Origin of the sequence: Mastigocoleus testarum BC008 (genome assembly GCF_001456025.1) — a bacterium.
In the GTDB taxonomy this organism is placed as follows: Bacteria; Cyanobacteriota; Cyanobacteriia; order Cyanobacteriales; family Nostocaceae; genus Mastigocoleus; species Mastigocoleus testarum.
Map to the genome: position 1 here is coordinate 15,017 of NZ_LMTZ01000022.1, position 17,026 is coordinate 32,042.

Genomic DNA, 17,026 nt, shown 5'->3' on the forward strand with positions numbered 1-17,026 from the left:
TTTCACTGAATTTTGGGAAAATTTCTGAAATTACGTCCATAGACCGGAGAAAGTCCTGATTTATTTAACTTTGTAGTTGTTCCGTATTGGGTAAAGTGCAAAATTTTGAGGTTTTCAGAACGAGCACTGAGACTAAGCTTGAGTTGATTATTCTTTTTATAAGTGGGAGAAGAAGCGGGGAATTTGGGGAAATTTTAATAGAGATAATAGAGAAGATAAAAAAATTGGAGACGCAGCATTGCTACATCTCCATAATGAGAAGAAAGGGAACTTGAGAAGATGGAGGACCAACTTAAAACTCAATTTCTCCTTTCTATCTAAGAAGCGTTGTTTAAAGAGTGATAGATAAATTTGAGTAAGTCCCTACTTTTCGAGTTAGCTTGCAACATACTCTTTAACATTAGCCCGACGGCGACGTAGATGAGCAAGAGCTTGATGTTCTAATTGGCGAACCCGCTCTCGACTAAGGTTTAAACGTTCTCCAACTTTTGCTAAAGACAATTCGTTCCCATCTTCCAAACCGAAACGCAAACAAAGAACTTCTCTTTGCTGGGGTGTAAGTTCAGCTAACAAGTTATACAAGTCTTGGCGCAAAAACTCTTGGGTAGTGTAGTGTTCTGGAGAAGGTCCTTCATCTTCCAGCATTTCTTGCAATTCAGTGTCTTGGTTGTCACCAACACGAACATCCAAAGATACTGGTTGACGAGCCATATTTAAATATTCACGGATCTGACTGGGCTCTAAATCCAACTCTTTTGCAACCTCACCCGGTAAGGGAGAACGACCTAATTTTTGAGCCAACTCTCGTTGAACTTTCTTGATTTTATTCAGTTTTTCAGTGATATGAATGGGAAGACGTATGGTACGTCCTTGCTGAGCGATAGCTCGAGTAATGGCTTGACGAATCCACCAGTAAGCATAGGTTGAAAACTTATAACCTCTAGTCGGATCGAACTTCTCCACACCTCGTTCCAAACCTAAAGTTCCTTCCTGGATCAAATCCAGAAACTCCATATTCCGCTTCTGGTATTTTTTCGCAATTGCAACAACCAAGCGTAAGTTAGCTTCAATCATTTTTTGCTTAGCTCGCTTCCCTTGGTGCACAATTTGTTTTACTTCTGTCTCTGAAAGCTTAACATTATGCGACCACTCTTCCAGGGTGGGCGAACGATCTAATTTTTTGGTCAAAGCATCTTTCGCTTCAACCAACTTCATCATTTGTTGTACTTGCTTACCAAAAACGATCTCTTGCTCGCGGGTCAGCAACGGTACTCTACCAATCTCGCGCAGATAGGTTCGCACCATATCAGCCGTGAATTTGGTGTTTGCAGTTTCTAGTTGAGTGTTTGTACTTGGCATTGGTGCGTTATCCTCTACTCCATGAATACGTTGAATAGGTTGAGTATTATTAATTGTGATGAATAGGAAACCTAGGACTCATGTAAACTCTTACGTGGCACAACATCTAAGACAATGTATTCATACAAAACGCTGAAGCAGAAATCGCCGAGATGGTCCCCCTCAGTACTCATTCCCCATCATCGTTAATTTAAGTGCAAACCTATGAAGGCAAGTCAGATAAACTTGTCGTCTTTCTACTTCCCTTGATCGCTGTCGGCGATAGTAAAAATACGAAGTCAGTATGAGTTCTACTTATTTATATTCAATATTACGACAAAATCTTTGGCTCGTAAAGTAGCATAGATTAAACTTCCAATTATACTCAAAAACAGTTTTAATAGCAAAAAGCCTTATTGCGATTTTTGTCTCCTACTTTATATATAGTGACGTTAAAAACAAAACTTCTGTTGCCTAGAACTATCCGGATAACCGAACTGTTTTGGGTTTTGTGATGGGCGGATGTCACTAAACCGGAAAAACTGGAATAAAAGCTGCCAAATTAGTAGTTAATAGATTACTGTGTCAGTTATTCTCACTCCAGCTTTTAATCGAGGCTATTAACTCAAGATTGATTTTAAAGTAGAGCACACAATATAAAATATAAATAAAATTTTTGAGTATAAATTAAAAATAGTATACCAAACGCAATAATCTCAACTAGAAAACTTGATGTAAAAGTTCAGTAAAGAATTGAAATACAAGCATTGACCCAGTTTAAATCAATAAAATTACTCCTAAATCATTTTTAGACAACAAAACAGCAATATTGACAATTTAAAAACATTCTCATGTGGCATTTTGGAAAGCTGGTGAAGAAATATCATATCCAAGCTTTCTGTTACACAAAAATTGCGTTATTGCTTTTAAAGAGATTAGCAGAGAGGATTATTTTGTCAAGCTGAGAACTTGTGAGAAAAAGACTAGGTATGATTATGGGGCATAGCAAGATGAGTAACAAGTAACGTAACTACCAATTATCAGTTACCAGTTACCAGTTACCAGCCAGTTACCAATTAACAATAAATTACTGAATTAACTAAAAACCCAGGTCGGCTTTTGCAAGTTCAGCTTCTGCAAACACTTCCTCATCAGTTTTTTCCTCCCAAGCAGGGTCGCCAATTTCTTTGTAAAAAGTTTCATCATAGGGACGAGTGCGTACGACTACCGGCATGGGAACCGCATGACCTAAAATTAATGCTTGTTGTTTAGAGTCTAATTTTGCCAGCACGGAACGCAAACTACTACCCCCAGAAACCCCAGTAAAAATTGCGTCAATATCTTTTTCATCATTAAGTAAAGCTGTGACGCGCGTTCCAATTTGGGACATAACTTCATTATCAATCCCGGATGGACGTTGATCTACTACCAACAAACTCACAAAGTATTTCCGCATTTCGCGGGCTATAGTACCAAAAATAGTGCTTTGAACAATTGCTGGATCCAAAAAGCGGTGTGCTTCTTCAATGGTAATTACTAACTGATAAGGTTTGTCAGTTGGATTTCCACTTTGCAAAAACCTCTCAGCTTTACTAACATAATGCTGGTGAATTCTTCTAGTAATCATGTTGGTGACCAACATGTAAGAAAGCATATCTGACTGGGATCCAAATTCAACAACTACATTTTTCCCTGCTTCCAAAGAACGTAAAATTTGGTTGACGTAGTTATGGGGACAAGCTGAGCGCATATATTTTAAGTTATCCATCCGCAGCAATTTGCGCTGTAATGCTGTGATTGAACCCTGGTGACCCCGTTTTTCTTCGCAGAAAAGCTTAATTTCTTCATTGGTCATGTTCAATAATTGCAAAATCCAAGATTTGCCAAATTCGGCATACAGGATGTTGGCATTATCTAAACTAGCGTCGGAAAGCCCAAGGTCACGACTACATAGGCGAATATCTTCAACTTCTACTTGGTCATAACTTAAGTAAAGCTCTTGCGCGTCTCTTACGCCTCTACGACGGGTTGATTCTGGATCTAATGTGTAAACTTCTACTCTTCCTGGGAATAACTGTTTTAACCCTTTTACAGTACTATATTGTTTCCCTTCACAAACAGCTTGCCATCCGTACTCGGAATGCATGTCAAAGATGAGATTAACACCAGCACCCTTACGGATTATACCTGCTAATAGTAAACGGGTAAGAAATGATTTACCGGTACCAGATTTTCCAAATACACCATTACTGCGTTCCACAAACCGGTCTAAATCCAGACAAATTGGTACATCCATGTCCAAGGGTTTACCAATGGAAAAATTCCGACGGTGGATGTCATCTTCCCAACCAAATACCCGACGGAAATCTTCTTCAGAAGCTTCATAAACTTGACTGAAGTGGGAAGGAATTGTTTTGACTGGTAACAATTCCATAGTTGTACTGGTTTGGGGTTGAAAAGATGCTAAACCAGCACCTGCAGATGGTATAAAGGGATTGGCTGATTTGCCATTGATGCCATTAAGAGACTCCTTCTCCTCTGGAGTAAACATCAACATCGGAGCAAGAGTCATGGTGCCATAAGTTCCACTCCCTGCGAGAATGTCTCTAAGGAAAGTATCTTCCCAACGAGGAGGATTTGCTGTAATTCTTTGATTGGCTGTGCCTAAGGCTACGTCTGTTAACATACAAAAAAAGCGCGATCGCATACCCTGCACAACCAAAAATTTTCCCACCCGCATATCTTCTACAGATATATCGGGGTTCAAGCGGACTTCTAATCCTCCGGTAAGAGAGCCTTGTATAACTGAGCCAAGTGGCAGTCCCAAGTTCATGTGACTAATTACATGATGAATGATATATGTGAATTTTAATTGCAGATCGTGAAATTAGGCGATTTTTGGCATCAAACTGGTAGCTTGATCGGGAATTGGCAATTGGTCATGGATTATTTGTAATTAGTTATTTGTCCATTTATTTGTCCATATTTTGATACCCATTCGCCAGTCGCCAATCCCCAAAACTTACTCAATTTGAATAGAAGTTGGTCTATCCCCACTTGTGGGAGTGGAAATACCGATAATAGGCTTACGATAATCATTGTAAAGCCGATCGCGCCATTGGAAAAATGGTGCATAGGCAGGATTATCTGCAATCCCCGGTACACCTTTACCTAAAATTTGGCTGGGTAATTCCAAGTAAGCAGCGTCAGGAAATTTTAGCAGGATAGATAATCCAGCCACTGCGAAGTCAGCTAATGTTGGTTCTTCTCCACACAAATAGGGGCTATCGGACAGTATTAGAGTCAGAGCTTCCAGATCTTGCTTCAAGTCCGCCATAGCTCTATTTACTGCATCAGCACTGTAACCCACACCAGAACCCAAAACATTCAAGAAATCGCTCGGAACCTCACCAACTAAAGTTTTAAAAATGTCTGGAATTGAACTTGGTAGTAAAGATGTGCGAAAATCCCTATCCTGACTAATAGCAGAAAATAATGCTTTTCTACCTTTAATTCCAATAGATTCATCCGCCCATTCTTCCATCATCAAACATAGACCTCGTTGCTTGGGCTCTACAGGGATTAAGGGCTTTTCAGGATAATGAGCGTCTAAGTACTTAGCTATTTCTGTAGAATCTACAATAAATCTGCTACCATCTTTCAAAACAGGTACCTGACGTTGACCTGTCATTCGAAATAAGTCAACTTGACCAATACCAGGTGTAACTTCAATCTTACGATACTCCAGACCTTTGAAGTCTAAAATCAAACGTACTTTCTCTGAATACTGCGAAAGTTCAAATTGATACAGTTCCAACATAACCTAAACCCAGTTTATTTTGCTCATCAATTTTATAAGTTTACATTCGTTTAAATTAATTTAATTCAATCGTTCTGTTTATTGAATAATATTTTTTGTGTCAACTATATTTTGAGCAAATTACGACGTATTTTCCCCAACTACGGACTAATTACAGTAAGAATCAAGCGCCTTAAGATTTTTGGCGGTCTACGAAAATCCTAGTTTTTTGATGACGGTCGATATTGTAGAGACATCTCTGTGCAGATAGATAAGAGTGCTTATTTGTAGAGTACTGGTAGCTTTTGTTGAACCGCATTCGTTCAAAAATCAAATATAGTTGTTATACATAGAAACAGATATTCATCACTTAATGACTTTTCAAACAAGTTTTCTTCAGTATGAAGATCAAATTATTTATATGTAGGGCCATAAATAAATACGGAAAATACGGAAGTGAATCAAATAAATTAAATATTAATTTGGGCTGATGCTTTTAAAAGTAATCAAAAAATACTTATAGCTTTACAATTCAATTTGTATTTCTTAAAACAAATTCGTGCTACATCTGTGGTGTACCTATAGTTTTTGTTCCGAAGCTAACGCTTTCATCTCCATGCCAATCTGGGTATTATGAAAGTTCTGACACTTACTCTGATTATTGCAAGTTAAATTAATTTATTGTTATGCTTTATGATTAGCAACGCTGTTTTCTAAAAATATTTTGACAAATAATATAAATATCACGTTTTTTATGAACTGGGTCAATCTTGTAAATGTGTAAATATACCAAAAAAACATCAGAGCAAATCAAATCATATTTTACAGATAAACATCAATAAGACAAATATAGTATAAAACAATGTTTGATTAACGTAATAGCAATAATCAACGAGATTATTAACTATTATTCATAGACCGGTTATTTCGTAAAAATAGCAAAATATATAAGTAAAAATCTCTACTAGTAAATATTCATAAATTTACTCATCAATCATATATTTTGCTCAAATATAATTATTTATCTGTAATTTATTTGAATTATTTCTAAATGCCACCGTATCAACAATCCCAGATACCATAAAATAATCTCATGCACTAAAAAATAGCTAAAAATAATCTCTAGTTTTCAAACGGTAAATTACACTGATAATTATAGTTAGCGACCAAAAGTAATAATTATTATAAGTTTTAGTAAATTGTTCTTGGTGAGTTCATAGTTTATGACAAAAAAATATGGTAAAAAAGTCTCTAAAACGAGATTTTAGGTATAAAAAATGATATAAATCTTTGTGTGATGTGTGGAATCTCCAGCCGAATAATCGAAATATATGAAATTTGAGAACAGCAAAATGCTGACCAAGTTGGCTAGTGTAGTAGGAGTGACGGGCTTCAGTCTCCTGGTAAGTCTACAGGTCGGGGCGAAAGAAGCTTTCAGTCCCAACTTGACTATTGTTCCAGAGACTTCTCATAACCACTCCTCCAAAAATGAGACTCAAAATACACCGAGCAAAAAACATTCTTCTTTAGCAAGCAAGACTAAATCCAATTCATCTGTTTTAATTGCCCAAAGATCGGGTTCTCTCAATCCCAGTCCTAGTATTCTACAAGAATGTCCTTATAACCGTGCTGCTTGTGGTGATCAAACAACACCCGGAACACCGGAGATTCCTCCAAGCGTTCCTCCAGTTATTCCTGCACCAGATAGAGTACCTGTTGAGACCAAACCTTCTACAGGAACCGAACAAACTTCTGATAAAAACCTGGTACAGATCGCTGAGGCTAACGGTTCCTTCAATACACTTGTAGATGCGTTAAAAGCTGCTGGGTTAGCCGAAGCTTTGCAAGGTGAAGGACCATTTACCGTTTTTGCACCTACGGATGAAGCTTTTGGTAAGTTACCGCAAGATGCAGTTAAAGAGCTATTACAACCCAAGAATAAAGAAGTTTTGGTGAAAATACTCAGGTATCATGTTGTACCACAAGAAGTATTATCCACAGACTTAAAATCCGGTGAAGTAAAAAGTCTTGATGGTACTCCCATTAGTGTAAAAGTTGAGCCCAAAGGTGTAATGGTGAATGACGCTAATGTGACTACAGCAGATGTGAAGGGAAGTAATGGTGTTATTCATATAATTGATAACGTAATTTTACCTCCCGATTTATAATTTTCTACAGAAGATGGAAGCGTCTTCTGTGATTTGTTTTTCATTTTCAATAGAGATCCCGTTCAGATTAATTAGTTTGAACGGGATTTCCCATATACATATTAGGTTAGGGGATGCTGGAATAATTTCTCTATTATTAATGATTTAGTGTTATATACACTTTATTTTTATTGAAATCTCTGGGAGATTCTCGGGAAATTCGTTCCCTGATTTTTTACTTGAGTTAAGCTTTTTAACTTAGAAGCAGCTTCTTCGGGCTTATTGGCGACAGGAAATACTAAAATACTTTTCACGTCTGGGTTATTCACTAATTCTGATAAACGATTAAATTGTTGATCGCTAATCGCAATTCCTGCCGAATTTCTGACATATTTTAATTCTGCTTTGAAATTCGCATCATTATAAACTTGAATAAATGCTCTATCGATATTCCACTTTGACCAATCTGCAGCAAAATATCGTTTAGCCCAATAAGGATTATGGTGACAAATATCGAAACTAACTTTTGGGTTAGCCTGTTTGGTAGCAGCAATCATTTCTCGAACAAATTTGGTTAACTTAGCAGTACGATCTATCTGTCCGGGTAATTCGGCATGATATCCTAAATAATCATCCCATTGCACTGCATCAATTTGGGGATATTTTTTTACAAACTCGACTGAGATTTCTTTAAAAAAATTAGCTATTTCTGGAATTTCAACATTTAGAACATAATGGTCGACAGCAGGATAGGTTTTATCGATACCGGGGACAATCCAATTACTAGTAAGAGCTAAATGAAAAATTGGACTGTCTTGATCGATTTTAATCCCTTTTTCAAAATAAGCATGAACTTGCATACCCTGCTTGTGTGCTTCATCAATTAACCAGTTTAACCATTTGTCTTGAAATTTATTGGGACAGCTTTTCAATCCAACTTTTTGTTGCATTACTTTGCTGTTGTACATCGTACAACCATTGCCCCAAACTCCATGAATAATTGTATTAAATCCTTGAGACCGGTAATAACGAACTCTTTTACGAATTGTTGCTTCGTTAGTATTATTAGTAATATGATAACGACTTAAATAAATTCCCCTAATTGTCTTTTTCTCCCAAGGTGTTTGAGTTAATAATTTTTGCTCGGGTGTATTTTTGTTACTCGCTGTTATTCCTTTATTTATGCGAGCATGTAAATTAGGATTGTTTGGGTTAAAATTACTTCTTTGAGAATTATTGGAAACTTTTGGAACAATGGGAGCCTTAATCAAAGGCAATGATTTTTGTGGAAGTGAATCTTTTTTTTGATTTGTATAAGAACTCGATTTGGGTAAACTAGAGACTTTTGGTACAATAGGAGCCTTAATTAAAGTACTATTTGAGTTGGAATTTGCATTATTAGAATTAGAATTAGAATTTGATTTAGATGGACTGGAACTAGAATCTAAAATAGGAATAGCTACTATTTGATTTTTAGGTAAAAGCCTAGTGATAAATTCTTGATTACTTTTTTGACTAAACCACCACCAACCACCTCCTAAAATTATTAGGATTAATGATATTGGAATATTTGCACATCCAAACCCATTAGATTTTTTATTTTGGTTTGACATAATAATATAGTGGCTGTTTGGTAGTCATAATATACATATACGAAAGATATATACAGTTCGACATCCATGTTTTCCACATATAATTTACAGAGCCGATTGCAATTTGGGAAAAGCTTTTAAAATTTTTATCAACTTATGGAATAATAAAGAAAAATATTAAATAATAATAAATGTATTATTGTTATTTCGAAAATACTTAAAAGTCAAAATAAATATTCTAAAAAAAATTAAAAATAAATAACTTAATAAGTAATTAGACTAGAAAAAACTTTGTCAATAGCTACAAGCGTCTAATCATACGATCTCTGCCTAATTGCTTATGAAAAAAATATATTTGTAGTAGCGCTTTAGCGCCAATATTTGTCTACCACGCTAAAGCGCTACTACGAACCTTATTACAAGTGTTTTACCGGACATGATATTACTTATATTCTATTTAGTGGGTTTAATTTTAGTTTTGTAATTATGTTGCTTCTCTATAACCCCCTGCATAGGTAATAACGCACATTTGGCGATATGTATCATGAATGCCAAAAGCAACTCCAGTAACCTTAAATTGGGGGTTAAACATATTTATTCGATGACCGCGGTCGGGTACACCATCATCAATGATTAACTGCATAACAATATCTTGAGCGGTGTGGGAACCATAACTAATATTTTCTCCAGCTGTAATTTCCCAATTCCCATAGCGATTCAGACGGGTAAAAGGATCGCTACCGTCGCTACCAGTATGACCAACTATACCTTTTGGACCTTGATCCTGTACATGGTCTTTGGCTGCAAGTGACATTCCCTTTGATACAGTTAAAGTTCCAACTGGAGGAGTTGTTCTCAGAAATGCGATCGCTTCATCGACTGCTGAAACACCTTCTTGAGTCTGTAAGTAAACATTAGAACTAATTCTGACGCGCTTACCTTCAAAGCGGTTTCTATATTCTTCCAGAACAGATGCATAAGCTGCAGGGTTTGTCCTAGCTTTGTTCATTTCATCCACTACTCTCCTTTCCAAAGGAGAAAGGTGATTATCTGTAGTGACATCTGTATTTGCTGTTAAGTTTTCCGCCACAGACGATTTTTGTTCCATTAATACATCACAAGATGCGGTGAGTAAGGAAAATGGGGTAAGAATCCAAGAAATTAGGCGACGCATCGATAACCTCAAGATTCGGTAATTAAGGCATTAGTTTGTATATTTAATTTCAAAATTTAAAGTCCGTTTTCCAGAATTTTTTTATTTATATTATTTTTAAAGAAAAAGAAAAAATATATTTTATGGCTATATTAATTCCCCGTAAATTAACTTAATCAAAAGTTGATATACTCCCCATAATTGTTAGATAATTACTAAAACTTCTTGTTCTGTAAGAACTGTTAATAAATATTTTTGTTAGACATTTTCATTAGACCCCAAGGGAAGATAGCATTCAACTTCATGCTTGAAGAATATTAGTATGGCATGTTGTTCTGAACGGATATTGGGTTCCCAATCGTTGATTAATAAAAGGTAAGATATATGCCCATAACAGTATTCAACAGTTTCACTGATGGGCTAGATCCGAGTCAAAGAAGCCGCGAGCACTTTATCACCAATACTAACCTGGATGATGACCGACTCTGGGTTCCTTATGTAGATGGTGTCTGGATCCAGCCCTGTAGCTTTAACGTTACCTCCGGTGGGTTTAGCTTAGTCCTAAAAGGTCTCCCTGGTGCAATGTTGGGGACCCATTACCATGTTGGGACCGTTCATGGCTATACAATGCGTGGTTATTGGCGGTACCTAGAGCATGACTGGGTTGCAAAGCCCGGAACATTTATCTATGAACCCGCTGGGGAGGCTCACACTCTGGTTATAACTGATGACTCACCAGAACCAGCAGTCATCTTTTTCATTGTTGAGGGTGGTCTGATTTATTTGGACAAAGCAGTTGACGCTGGTTTTGCTTCCTATGAAGATGGGTTCACCTTTCTCGAGTTGAGCAGGAAACACTATCATAAAACCGGTCTTGATGTGCGTCAGTTAGATCTAATAATTCGTTAAATCCTTTCGACTGTAGCAATCATATTTGATTTGTGAACAGATAAATCCCGCAGAGAAATTGCAGAGTCTGCGTCGATCGCGGGAATTTTGAGAAAATTTAACCCCAGATTATTTAATGATGTGATTTTAAAATATAATCTGGGGATATTAATTATCTTGTTACTTTCTGTTTTCTCTTCCCTTTTAGGTGGTATATTCAGCGTTAATTTTCACATAGTCGTAGCTTAAGTCACAGCCCCAAGCCACAGAAGAACCGCTACCATTACCAACACTAACCGCGATCGTAACAGGATTATCTAAGTTTTGAGTTTTGATTTTAATGCGATCGACAACAAGATCGTTGCTGATCTCAGTTGCAAGTAAGTTTTCTGAAACGACAGAATCAGCAGCAGCTTTTTCTAAATAAAGACTAGCCGCTTTGCGGTCAAAATCTAAGGGATTACCATTTTCCATTAAAAGAAAGTCTCCCAACTCAATTCTGAGGTTTTCTTGCTCAAATGGTACTCCTGCACGCCCAGCAGCAGCAGCAATACGTCCCCAGTTAGGATCGCGTCCAAAGGTTGCAGATTTAACTAGAGAAGAACCAACAATAGTTTTGGCTATTTTACGAGCAGATAATTCATCGGGTGCACCACTTACCCGCACCTCAATCAGACAAGTCGCACCTTCTCCATCTCTGGCGATCGCTTTTGCTAAATGTTGACAAACTGCAGTTAACATTGCTTCTAATTTTTCAGCTTCTGCACCCATTTGTGTAATTGCAGGGGTACGAGACTGACCGTTAGCAAGGGCAATTAAGCAATCGTTAGTGCTAGTATCCCCATCTACAGTAATTGCATTAAAACTTCTATCTGCAGCACGGGATAACATTTGTTGCCAAAGTTGGGGTGATACGGCAGCATCAGTGGTAACAAAAGCTAACATAGTTGCCATGTCAGGGTGAATCATTCCCGAACCTTTAGCAATCCCACCCACTCGCACTATCTTGTCGTGTATTTTCGTTTCTAGAGCAATGGATTTAGTTACTAAGTCTGTGGTGATAATTGCTTGGGCTGCAGCATCAGAACCTGTTGGTGAAAGTTCGGCGACTAACTTAGGAATTCCAGCAGTTAAAGCATTCATGCGAATCCTTTGTCCAATTACCCCAGTAGATGCTAATAGAATTAAATTTGGGGAAATACCTAGGGTTTCCCCTAAAACTTGAGCGGATAATTTAGCATCCAACCAACCTTGTTCTCCGGTACCAGCATTTGCTTGTCCAGCATTACAGAGAATAGCACGGGCACTATGTTTGCCTTGCAAGCGTTGGCGACAGTAATCTATACAAGCTGCTCTTACCTGGGAAGTGGTAAATACACCTGCTGCGATCGCTTCCACTTCCGAAAATATTACAGCTAAATCCGGTGAGCCTGAAGGTTTTAAGCCTGCAGCAATTCCAGCTGCTTGATATCCCCTAGGCGCTGTGACACCACCAGGAATTTCCTTCCAGTCTGCCATGATGCTTTGCCCCAACTATCTTATTGTTCGATCGCGGATTATATCAATATATTAGTTACTAGTTCGCAGTTAGTTTTTAGTTATTAACTATTTGTGAATTTTTAAAGCCTAAAACTTAAAGCCCAAAATTTTGATAATTATAGAAATGTAGCAGTACGCTCTCTCTGCAAGATGAGAATTTATGAAATGCTAGAGGATAACACAAACAGAAAATCTTTAAAAACTGAACTTATAGGACAGGTAGAAGCTTTATCATTTGAGGAAGCAATATTTCCAGAAGCAGAACCAGTAATCGATAAAATTGTCGAACAGCTCGAGGAAGCTAACCCAATTGTTCGACCCTTAAGCGTTGAGAATCAATTAAAAATGTTTGGAATTTGGGAGCTTATATATGCTTCTCGAGGAACTGTAGTTACTCGTAAAGTTGCGAAAATTCCTGATTGGACGGGAATAAAAATTAAGCGAGTATGGCAAAATTTGACTGCGGACGACACTGAAAAGATTAATACTTCAAACTGTGCCCAAATCGAATTACCTTTTTTGGGAGAATGGAAAGTACAAGCTGATGGAGTGTGGAAACGGAATGAAGATCGAAAAACAGCCCTAGTAAGCTTTAATGCATTTACATTTGGACTTCAAAAACCTTTTACTTTACCTGAATTGAAAATTCCAGTGTTGGAAGCTCTCCGTGATGAAGCTGTGTGGATAACATCTTATCTGGATGAAGAAATCAGAATAGGACGGGGTAAAACAGGTAATTTATTTGTGTTTTGTCGAAAATGAAGGTTTAACGGTTTCAAAATATTCAGAAAGTTTTGAAGAAAATTTTCCAATCCTTCCGAAATCTCTTGTACCAATTGGGTAGTAATTATCAGATGGTCAAAGATAAATCACTCTATCAATAAAATTATAAAAATTCAGGGGAATATAGCCCCAGCAAGACCCAGCCAAAACGGTTGGGTTTTAGCATAAAAATTTCTGTTGTGGTTCCTTATACTTGCCTGTATCTGTTGTATACATAACCCAACTACAAACCCAATAAACTAAGCAAGCTCAGTCATTTATAATGCTACTCTATGTTTTGTCAACCTGCGTATGGATAACCTAACAACAGTAATTTTTGTTTTAGTTTAGACTGTAATATTTCGTAGAATAAATACACATTACGTTTTGTAAATTTTGTTCGTCAAACTATGCATTATTTATACAAAAGTCTGTACAATACGAGAGATGTAAAGGATATATGTCTGAAAGCTTTGTTTAGTATAGGTTTTAGTTTGTAGAGGTGATAGTATACTAAAGTTAAGATATTAAAAAACTGTATCCCTCATAAAATATTATCGGGTTACTTTGTAGAAAAAAGAAAGTATTTGAAATTTTAGTTTCTTATCTACTTCTTACAAAAGTTTCAATTCCTGTTAGTACCAGATATTCTTCCTTTTATCCCATAAAGTCTATCTAATACTCGTTTAACAGAAACAGGTTGCCATTGCTTTCCTCGTTTAGTTTTGTATCCCTTTAGGTTAAGCCAATTAGCGATTTGGGGGAGAGATTTTCCAGATTTATGATGGCGGCGAATTAATTCAATAATTTGTTGTTCTTGAGAGTTTTCCACCAGTTCGCCATTTACAGATTTTTGCCCGAAAGGGGGCGAACCATATCCCGCATAACCACCTTTTGCCGCTTTAGCTTGCCTTGCTTGGTTAAGTTTTTCCCATAAGTAATTATCATTTTCCTTGTTGGCTGCCATTATTCTGTTTGCGTACTTGTCTTATGAAGACATATTACATCAGGTCAAAACAATTCAACTTTATCAATTAAGAAGAAGTTTTATTTGAAGTCCTGTAAATAATAATACTTGTATATTTGATTCAAGCAAGGAGAATCATATGAATACGGTTGAATATATCAAAGAGACTGAATTCGATACACTTTCTAGCAGCGATGGTGTATTTGTTTTTGACTTTACTGCAACTTGGTGCGGACCTTGTAAGATGATTGCTCCGATGATGGACAGATTAGCTCAAGAATATGAGGAGCATGTGAGGGTTGCTAAAGTAGATCTTGACGAAAATCCGAGTCTCGCCAAAAGATTGGGGATTCGCAGTATACCGGTAGTCATGATTTATAAAGACGGAAGCTGCATAGAAAAAGTTGTTGGAGTAGTTCCCTATGAAAAGTTCAAAACGATCGTGACTGAATTACTTTAAGACACCATAACAAACAGGAATTTACTATGCGGAGAACGCAAATAATCCGATGTCCGAATTGTGGTAGTCTGGCAAGTCGTCAATTTACGAAAGATGACTTATAAAAGATGACTTATAAAAGATGAACTTATAAAAGATGAAAAATTACCTCATCGCAAGTATTTGTACAGAAAAGTTAGCAGACAAATTATCAGAACTAAATGCCCGGTTTGTGACTATCTAATAATAATACACCCTATAAATGGGAGTGTATTAGAAGCCTATGCACCGGGGATATCTACTGCTCGGATTCGAAATAATGGCACTAAAAAAAACTGTTGTGCTTACGCCCCGAATCCCTGCTAGAAGGGAAGTGTGGGGAGAGGGGGGATTGTTATTCATGCAGGTTATTGCATAAGGCTACCTCCCAGACCTCCGACACTCTTTATTCATTCAAGGTTTGAGTCTTAACTTAGCGCCATTCTGCTCAGAGTCAAAAATTTGAATTGAATTGAATTGAATTGAATTCTTCTATGAAGAGTCAATTATTAGAGGGTGAAGAGATAACAGATGCTTATAATTCGTTTGTTTTCTCATCTGTGATCAAGTGCTAGTTATCTGTTAATTGACCCTTGAATCAAAAAGATAGTTATTGCTTTACGAATGAAAGTAAAAGAAAGAAAGATTATGAAAGCAGAAGACATAATGACTAAAGAAGTTGTGACCATTGCTGGTTCTGCAACTGTCGCCAAAGCTGTAAAACTAATGAAAGAAAAAGGACTTCGTTCTTTAGTTGTGGAACTTCGTAATGAAAATGACCCCTATGGTATGGTGACTGAAACCGATATTGTTTACAAAGTTGCTGCACATGGTAAAGATCCCAAACAAATACGGGTTTATGAAATCATGAGTAAGCCTTGTATTGTGGTTAACCCTGAATTGGCTGTGGAATATGTGGCAAGATTGTTTGCAAATACTCGTATCCGTCGCGCTCCAGTAATTAAAGGTAAATTATTGGGGGTAATATCAATTACAGATATTTTGAGTAAAAGTGATTTTGTAGAGAAACCAAAAAGTAATTTTGAGCTTTACTGTGAGGAGTATCCTGATGCTCCTGAAGCCAGAATATATGAAGATTAAGTTGCAATCGCAGAATTAAATTCTGTCAGCAACTATGGTTGCGAGGCTGAAATTATTTAGTTAAATTATTTTCACAAAAGAGGATTCCTAAAAGGAAAATCTCAATAAAAGAAAAATTATCACTTTAACTCCCAGGATTATGATGAAAGCAGAAGAAATAATGACCAAAGAAGTTGTTACCATTCGTGGTTCCGCAACTGTTGCAGAAGCTGTCAGACTAATGAAAGATAAAAGTTTGCGAGCTTTGATTGTAGAACCTCGAACACAAGACGACCCCTATGGAATGGTAACTGAGACAGATATTATTTATAAAGTTGCTGCATATGGCAAAGACCCCAAGCAAATACGGGTATATGAAATCATGACTAAACCCTGTATTGTGGTTAATCCCGAGCTAGGTGTCGAATATGTAGCGAGGTTGTTTGCAAATACTCGTATCCGTCGCGCTCCGGTAATTAAAGGTGGTTTGCTGGGCATTATTTCAATTAGTGATATTCTCAATAAGAGTGATTTTGTTGAAAAGCCTAAAGATATGTTTCTTGAGGATCGCATCGAAGCAGCGCGTGAGGATGCTCGGGCTATCTGTGCGGAAAAAGGCGATACTTCTCGGGAGTGTGCTGCAGCATGGGATGTAGTGGAAGAATTACAAGCAGAATCATCACGTCAGCGATCGCAGAAAAAGCTTAGCTCTTTCCAAGCATATTGCGAAGAGAATCCGGGAGCCGAAGAATGTAGGATTTATGAAGATTAAACAATATGTAGATATACTTATGTCTCTTTGCCAATAGTTTGCCATTACTTCCTGGGTACAGTTTAAATACAAACCAGTTAAACGCAAACAAATTAAACGCAAACAAAATAGGGAATTCATGCGTTCTTAATGATTATGGTTACTATTTGAGATTAGATTTCAATCTCAGGTGGTTCATAATCATTACGAACGCAAACTTTATAGACGCTAACGCAAACTTTATAGACGCTGATGATAATTACTGTATTTAATTTTTCCAAATGAATTTGTGCTTAAATTTGCCTGTTTAGCTAAAATCAGGACTCAAAATCTGTGATATTGCTTTTCTAAACTGCGTTTTGGTCATAATGACAAATCTATGTCCTACCTACGGATCTGCTACGATCCGCTTTGTTACGTAAGTCCTGAAAATATAGAATGATTTAAAACAATATATCCCATCTTCCGCACTCTAACTGTCACAATCGGTAATTACTTAAATAAATCAATAATAAAAGAGTAAAAAAGTACT

13 protein-coding genes are annotated in these 17,026 nt (G+C 36.9%); 6 read left to right on the forward strand and 7 right to left on the reverse strand.

Annotated features, from left to right (window positions below; all coding sequences use genetic code 11):
- Positions 1 to 375: 375 nt before the first annotated feature.
- The 3 genes from BC008_RS05090 to BC008_RS05100 form a co-directional block, all read right to left on the reverse strand.
- Positions 376 to 1,359: an RNA polymerase sigma factor, RpoD/SigA family gene (locus BC008_RS05090; RefSeq protein WP_027844256.1), complete on the reverse strand. Its 984-nt coding sequence runs from the start codon at positions 1,357 to 1,359 to the stop codon at positions 376 to 378.
- A gap of 1,078 nt (positions 1,360 to 2,437) precedes the next feature.
- Entirely contained in the window at positions 2,438 to 4,171 is a 1,734-nt protein-coding gene (locus BC008_RS05095) for a helicase HerA domain-containing protein (RefSeq protein WP_027844255.1), read from the reverse strand.
- 189 nt (positions 4,172 to 4,360) lie between these two features.
- Positions 4,361 to 5,158, reverse strand: a complete 798-nt coding sequence (locus tag BC008_RS05100; RefSeq protein WP_027844254.1) for a glutathione S-transferase family protein — start codon at positions 5,156 to 5,158, stop codon at positions 4,361 to 4,363.
- A 1,331-nt stretch (positions 5,159 to 6,489) separates the two neighbouring features.
- Here BC008_RS05100 and BC008_RS05105 point away from each other — a divergent pair.
- Positions 6,490 to 7,305, forward strand: a complete 816-nt coding sequence (locus BC008_RS05105) for a fasciclin domain-containing protein (RefSeq protein WP_321170067.1) — start codon at positions 6,490 to 6,492, stop codon at positions 7,303 to 7,305.
- A gap of 167 nt (positions 7,306 to 7,472) precedes the next feature.
- Here BC008_RS05105 and BC008_RS05110 read toward each other — a convergent pair whose 3' ends face one another.
- Together BC008_RS05110 and BC008_RS05115 are read right to left on the reverse strand one after the other, a co-directional pair.
- Positions 7,473 to 8,897 (reverse strand): family 10 glycosylhydrolase, encoded by a 1,425-nt coding sequence (locus tag BC008_RS05110; protein ID WP_058183302.1) that lies wholly within the window; start codon positions 8,895 to 8,897, stop codon positions 7,473 to 7,475.
- Positions 8,898 to 9,360: 463 nt separating this feature from the next.
- Positions 9,361 to 10,050, reverse strand: a complete 690-nt coding sequence (locus BC008_RS05115) for a CAP domain-containing protein (protein WP_027845880.1) — start codon at positions 10,048 to 10,050, stop codon at positions 9,361 to 9,363.
- Between the two features lie 363 nt (positions 10,051 to 10,413).
- On the opposite strand from BC008_RS05115, the gene BC008_RS05120 reads away from it, so the two are divergent.
- Complete coding sequence (locus tag BC008_RS05120) at positions 10,414 to 10,938, forward strand: 2,4'-dihydroxyacetophenone dioxygenase family protein (protein WP_058183304.1); 525 nt, start codon at positions 10,414 to 10,416, stop codon at positions 10,936 to 10,938.
- Positions 10,939 to 11,121: 183 nt separating this feature from the next.
- Here the strand turns inward: BC008_RS05120 and argJ are convergent, their stop codons facing one another.
- Positions 11,122 to 12,435 carry a bifunctional ornithine acetyltransferase/N-acetylglutamate synthase gene (gene argJ / locus BC008_RS05125; protein WP_027845882.1) on the reverse strand — a complete coding sequence of 438 codons (1,314 nt, stop codon included), beginning with the start codon at positions 12,433 to 12,435 and terminating at the stop codon, positions 11,122 to 11,124.
- Positions 12,436 to 12,621: 186 nt separating this feature from the next.
- On the opposite strand from argJ, the gene BC008_RS05130 reads away from it, so the two are divergent.
- Positions 12,622 to 13,218 (forward strand): PAP/fibrillin family protein, encoded by a 597-nt coding sequence (locus tag BC008_RS05130; RefSeq protein WP_027845883.1) that lies wholly within the window; start codon positions 12,622 to 12,624, stop codon positions 13,216 to 13,218.
- Positions 13,219 to 13,843: 625 nt separating this feature from the next.
- Here BC008_RS05130 and BC008_RS05135 read toward each other — a convergent pair.
- On the reverse strand, positions 13,844 to 14,185 hold the full coding sequence (locus BC008_RS05135) for a recombinase family protein (protein ID WP_027845884.1): 342 nt from the start codon (positions 14,183 to 14,185) through the stop codon (positions 13,844 to 13,846).
- A gap of 139 nt (positions 14,186 to 14,324) precedes the next feature.
- On the opposite strand from BC008_RS05135, the gene trxA reads away from it, so the two are divergent.
- From trxA to BC008_RS05150, 3 genes are all read left to right on the forward strand, one after another.
- Positions 14,325 to 14,645 (forward strand): thioredoxin, encoded by a 321-nt coding sequence (gene trxA, locus BC008_RS05140; RefSeq protein ID WP_027845885.1) that lies wholly within the window; start codon positions 14,325 to 14,327, stop codon positions 14,643 to 14,645.
- Between the two features lie 666 nt (positions 14,646 to 15,311).
- Positions 15,312 to 15,764 (forward strand): CBS domain-containing protein, encoded by a 453-nt coding sequence (locus tag BC008_RS05145; RefSeq protein WP_036267700.1) that lies wholly within the window; start codon positions 15,312 to 15,314, stop codon positions 15,762 to 15,764.
- 139 nt (positions 15,765 to 15,903) lie between these two features.
- The gene (locus BC008_RS05150) at positions 15,904 to 16,515 is read left to right on the forward strand and encodes a CP12 domain-containing protein (RefSeq protein WP_027845887.1); all 612 of its coding nucleotides are present in this window, start codon (positions 15,904 to 15,906) and stop codon (positions 16,513 to 16,515) included.
- Positions 16,516 to 17,026: the final 511 nt, after the last annotated feature.